3 protein-coding genes and 1 pseudogene are annotated in these 3,654 nt (G+C 62.3%); 2 read left to right on the top strand and 2 right to left on the bottom strand.

The window, feature by feature from the left end:
* On the top strand, nucleotides 1-226 hold a 226-nt coding region (locus tag WB785_RS06245; protein WP_424077897.1), incomplete at its 5' end, for a hypothetical protein.
* A gap of 155 nt (nucleotides 227-381) precedes the next feature.
* Entirely contained in the window at nucleotides 382-1,212 is an 831-nt protein-coding gene (locus tag WB785_RS06240) for an SDR family NAD(P)-dependent oxidoreductase (protein ID WP_424077896.1), read from the top strand.
* A gap of 57 nt (nucleotides 1,213-1,269) precedes the next feature.
* Here the strand turns inward: WB785_RS06240 and WB785_RS06235 are convergent, their stop codons facing one another.
* Both WB785_RS06235 and WB785_RS06230 read right to left on the bottom strand, forming a co-directional pair.
* The gene (locus WB785_RS06235) at nucleotides 1,270-2,757 is read right to left on the bottom strand and encodes a hypothetical protein (protein ID WP_424077895.1); all 1,488 of its coding nucleotides are present in this window, start codon (nucleotides 2,755-2,757) and stop codon (nucleotides 1,270-1,272) included.
* A 264-nt stretch (nucleotides 2,758-3,021) separates the two neighbouring features.
* Nucleotides 3,022-3,654: pseudogene (locus WB785_RS06230) on the bottom strand (hypothetical protein); the annotation flags it as partial.

Genomic DNA, 3,654 nt, shown 5'->3' with positions numbered 1-3,654 from the left:
GGCGGCCGCCTCAGTGCTGCCCGCCGCCAGTGCACTGGCCGGGGATTTGAGCGGACAGCCGAACCTCAGCGCATTGCTAGCCGACCTCAGCACCTACACAACAACAGAGCTCAGTGCGCTGTTCGGATCCAGCACAGCGGCGGACGCCACCTCAGCGTTGGGTGCCGATCTGCTATCCAGCCTCACCGGGTTATTCGCGAACCCGGTCGACTTCCTTTCTCTATGAGCCGGCGGTCCAACGGCATTTAAGGGCTTTGCACTCGCGCCGTCTCGATGGCCGCGCTGACTGATTCGCTACGCTGTCATCCGCACGCAACTCCGGACGTGCCTCGCCACGTCGCCCGCCGGATCGTCGATATCGTTGCAAGGAGCCCTGATTCGATGACAGCCAAGTCCGTTGCTCTGGTCACGGGAGCGACGAGCGGTATCGGTGAGGCGACTGCCTACCTGCTGCAGGCCCGGAATTATGTGGTGTTCGCGGTCGGCCGCAATCCGACTGCTCTCGAGAGCTTGCAGTCACGGGGCCTGCAGGCCCGCGCCCTCGACGTCACCGACGAGGCCGCGGTGACCCGACTTCTGGAGGAAATCCACACCGCCTACGGAGGCGTCGACGTTCTGGTCAATAGCGCCGGATTCCCGCTTCCCTGCCCTCTCGAGCAAGTGACGTTGGACCAATTGCGAAACCTTTTGGAGACCAACGTGATAGCGACGCTCAACCTCTCACAGGCCGTGCTACCCAGCATGCGCGCTCGGGGAACGGGCGCCATCGTCACCATCGGGAGCACCGGCGGGCGGTTCACCAGCCCGGGCGCGGGCGCCTACCACATCGCCAAGTACGGCGTCGAGGCGCTTTCGCTTGCTCTCCGGGCCGAAGTAGCGCAGTTCGGGGTCCGCGTTGTGCTGATCGATCCGACCGGGGTGCGTACCAGGTTTGTCCAATCCCAACTCGAAGCCACGCACTCATACTCCGATGACGATCCGTACGGCGAGTTCAAACGCCGCTACGCCGACACCACGCGGGCCTTGACCAAGATGCCGGGCATGATGGTCAGCGCCGACACCGTCGCCCGCGCGGTGCTCCGGGCCATCGAGGCGAAAAACCCCAAGCCCCGCTACATCGTCGGCGCGTCGGGAAAGGCCTCTGTGCTTGCCCGAGCGCTACTGACCGACCGGATGTGGGATCGGGTCATGAGCAGGGGCTTGAGCGCGTAGCCCGTGAGCCACAGCGTGTCGGACCCGCCGTGCGCCGTGCCCACCGCGGGTTGCGGCTTAGAACAACGTCAGCAGGTCTGCCGGCAAAGTGCTCGCGAAGTTAGCTGGCAGGTCTGCGGCGAGGGACGCCAGCATTGCGCTGAAGTCCGCTTGCAGTTGCGTCGTCAGATCCGCCGTCATAGTGGATAAGAAGTCCGAAATCGAGGACGTACCCAGCATCGCTGTCAACGCGGTCATGCTCGACGCCAACTGGCTGGGATCGACGCTGCTCGCCGCTTCCGCCGGGTAGGCACCCGGGTCGTTCAGCGGCGGAACGTTGAAGCCGAGTTGCTCCCAGAACTGGTGGAATTGGGGTGCCAGTGTGGCGATATCGAAGCTGCCCGGCGTGTTGTTGCCCACGTATGGCGGGTCTTGGAAGTCCCAGAAGTTGTGATTCTGCAGCAGCGCAATGGAATTCGCGATCTGCTCGGCCGTCGGGACATTGGCCGTGCCGTTGCCGTAGTCGGCCAGCCATTCGTTGATCACCGGATTGCCCGGCATCATGTTTCCGATTTCCTTGATCAGGTCCGGGTAGTCCATATGCGCGCTGGTGATCGGGGCGCAGGTGTCTGCACAGAAGGGGCTTCCCGGAGTGAACGGATCGAAAAATGTCAAGCCCGCCATGAAGGCCTGCATGGTCTGCGCGATCTCGGTCGGGTCGCCGTAGATCGGGTCGATGCCGGTGCCGCCGAGGCCGGTAGTCACGGGGTCTGCCATCAAGCTGTTGAAGAAGTTTTCGACCGGCACCCAGGGTTCAAATGTGTAGGTTTCGCCGGACCACGGCATCGCGTCGCCGACGCCCGTGCCGGGGATACCTTGGCCGCCGAGAAGACCAGTCATCGATGACCAACCATCGAAGGAATGAACGGCGCCGCTGGGGTCGGTGCTGCCGTCTGCCGCCGGATCGAAGAAGAACTGACCGTTGACGTACTGCGCGTTGAACCAGTTGTCGAAAAGCGGGAATTTCTCCTGGCCGGACAGGACTTGCCCCAGCCACGCGTAAAAGTCGACCCCTTGCAGCCCGGTGATCGGACTCGACGGCTCAAACGGCGCACAGGCCGCGGCGTCGCAGGAGGCACTCGTCGGTAGCTCAGAGGCGACGAAGCCCCACAGCTGCTGGCCCAGCCCCGCGCTGAAGTCGGTTTCCGGTGCATTCATTCCGCTCAGCTCGGGGAACGGAATCAAGAAGTTTTCGACCGACATGAAGTGGGTCGGGTCGCCGGGGTCGACTCCCCAGAGGTTCGTTGGGCTGACGACGAACCACGGGCCGGCCATAAACAGGTTGTCGGTGAAGAATTGCGTTGCATGAAGCTCGTTGGCCGGAATATTGACCAGGTCGTAGAACAAATTCAGCGGGATGTTGGCGATGGATGAGTCGACCAGACGCGTCGCCATGCTGACGACGGGCAGCTCGGCGACCCGCGGCACGATCGGAGTGACGGCAACGACGCTGGTCGCCGCGAGTGCGGCGGCGGCCATGGCGTAGCGACGCGAAACAGCCTGCATGACGCCCCCTAAGTCAGTTCGATTGATCCGTGCGCTGAACTTACACTAAGAGAATCTAAGTTCGGACAAAAACTGAAGGAAATCGCTAAAACGGATCGTGATCAGGCTCACATATATTTACGTGCTGTGCAATAAGTGATCGCATGTCCAATTTATTGGACAGATCATCTGACTGATGCCCGGTCAGGATCGAGCCAGGCTCGGTTCGCCACAGGTGTCGAGATGGGTCACCTGCTCGACGGGAGAGCTACTCCAGGCGCGTGATTACAAACCGAGCCCGGCCAGCATTGCCGCCCAATCCATCGCCATCGACGAAGGATCGAAAGCGGCTCCCGAAGAGACCCAATCGGCCGCGAGCTGAGCGGGGTCGAACGCGTTCAGCAGCGAGGTCCAGTCGGTCGCGAGCTGAGCGGGATCGAACGCGTTCACCAGCGAAGTCCAGTCGCCGTTCAGCTGTTCGGGAGCGAATGCACTCAATAGCGCCGAAAAATCGTACGGCTGAGGGTTGGAGCTGGGATCGAAGCCAAGCGATGTCCAGAAGTTGTAGAACCACTGCGCCGTCTCGGTGAAATCTGGGCCGCTCCCGGCCGGCGGGCTCGGGTTGTCGAAGTCCCAGAAGCCTTGCTGCAGGATCTCGATCGCCCTTTGGATCTGGTCTTCGGTCGGGACATTGGCGACGCCGTTGGCGTAGGCGTTCAGCCAGGTCTCGATCGTTTCGTTCCCCGGCCAGGCTTGATTAATGGCTTGCACCAAGTTGATGTAGTCGGCGTTTGCGTCGGTGACTATCGTGCACTCTCCCGGGCAGAACGGGCTACCGGGCGTGAAGGGATCGAACGCCATCAACGACGCGGCAGTCAGCGCCTGCAGTGCCCGGCCGATCTCCTCGAAGCTCGGAAT

The organism is Mycobacterium sp. (assembly GCF_049585075.1).
Taxonomy (GTDB): domain Bacteria; phylum Actinomycetota; class Actinomycetes; order Mycobacteriales; family Mycobacteriaceae; genus Mycobacterium.
Note: the sequence above shows the minus strand (reverse complement) of the source record. Positions and strands in the feature narration are given on the sequence as shown.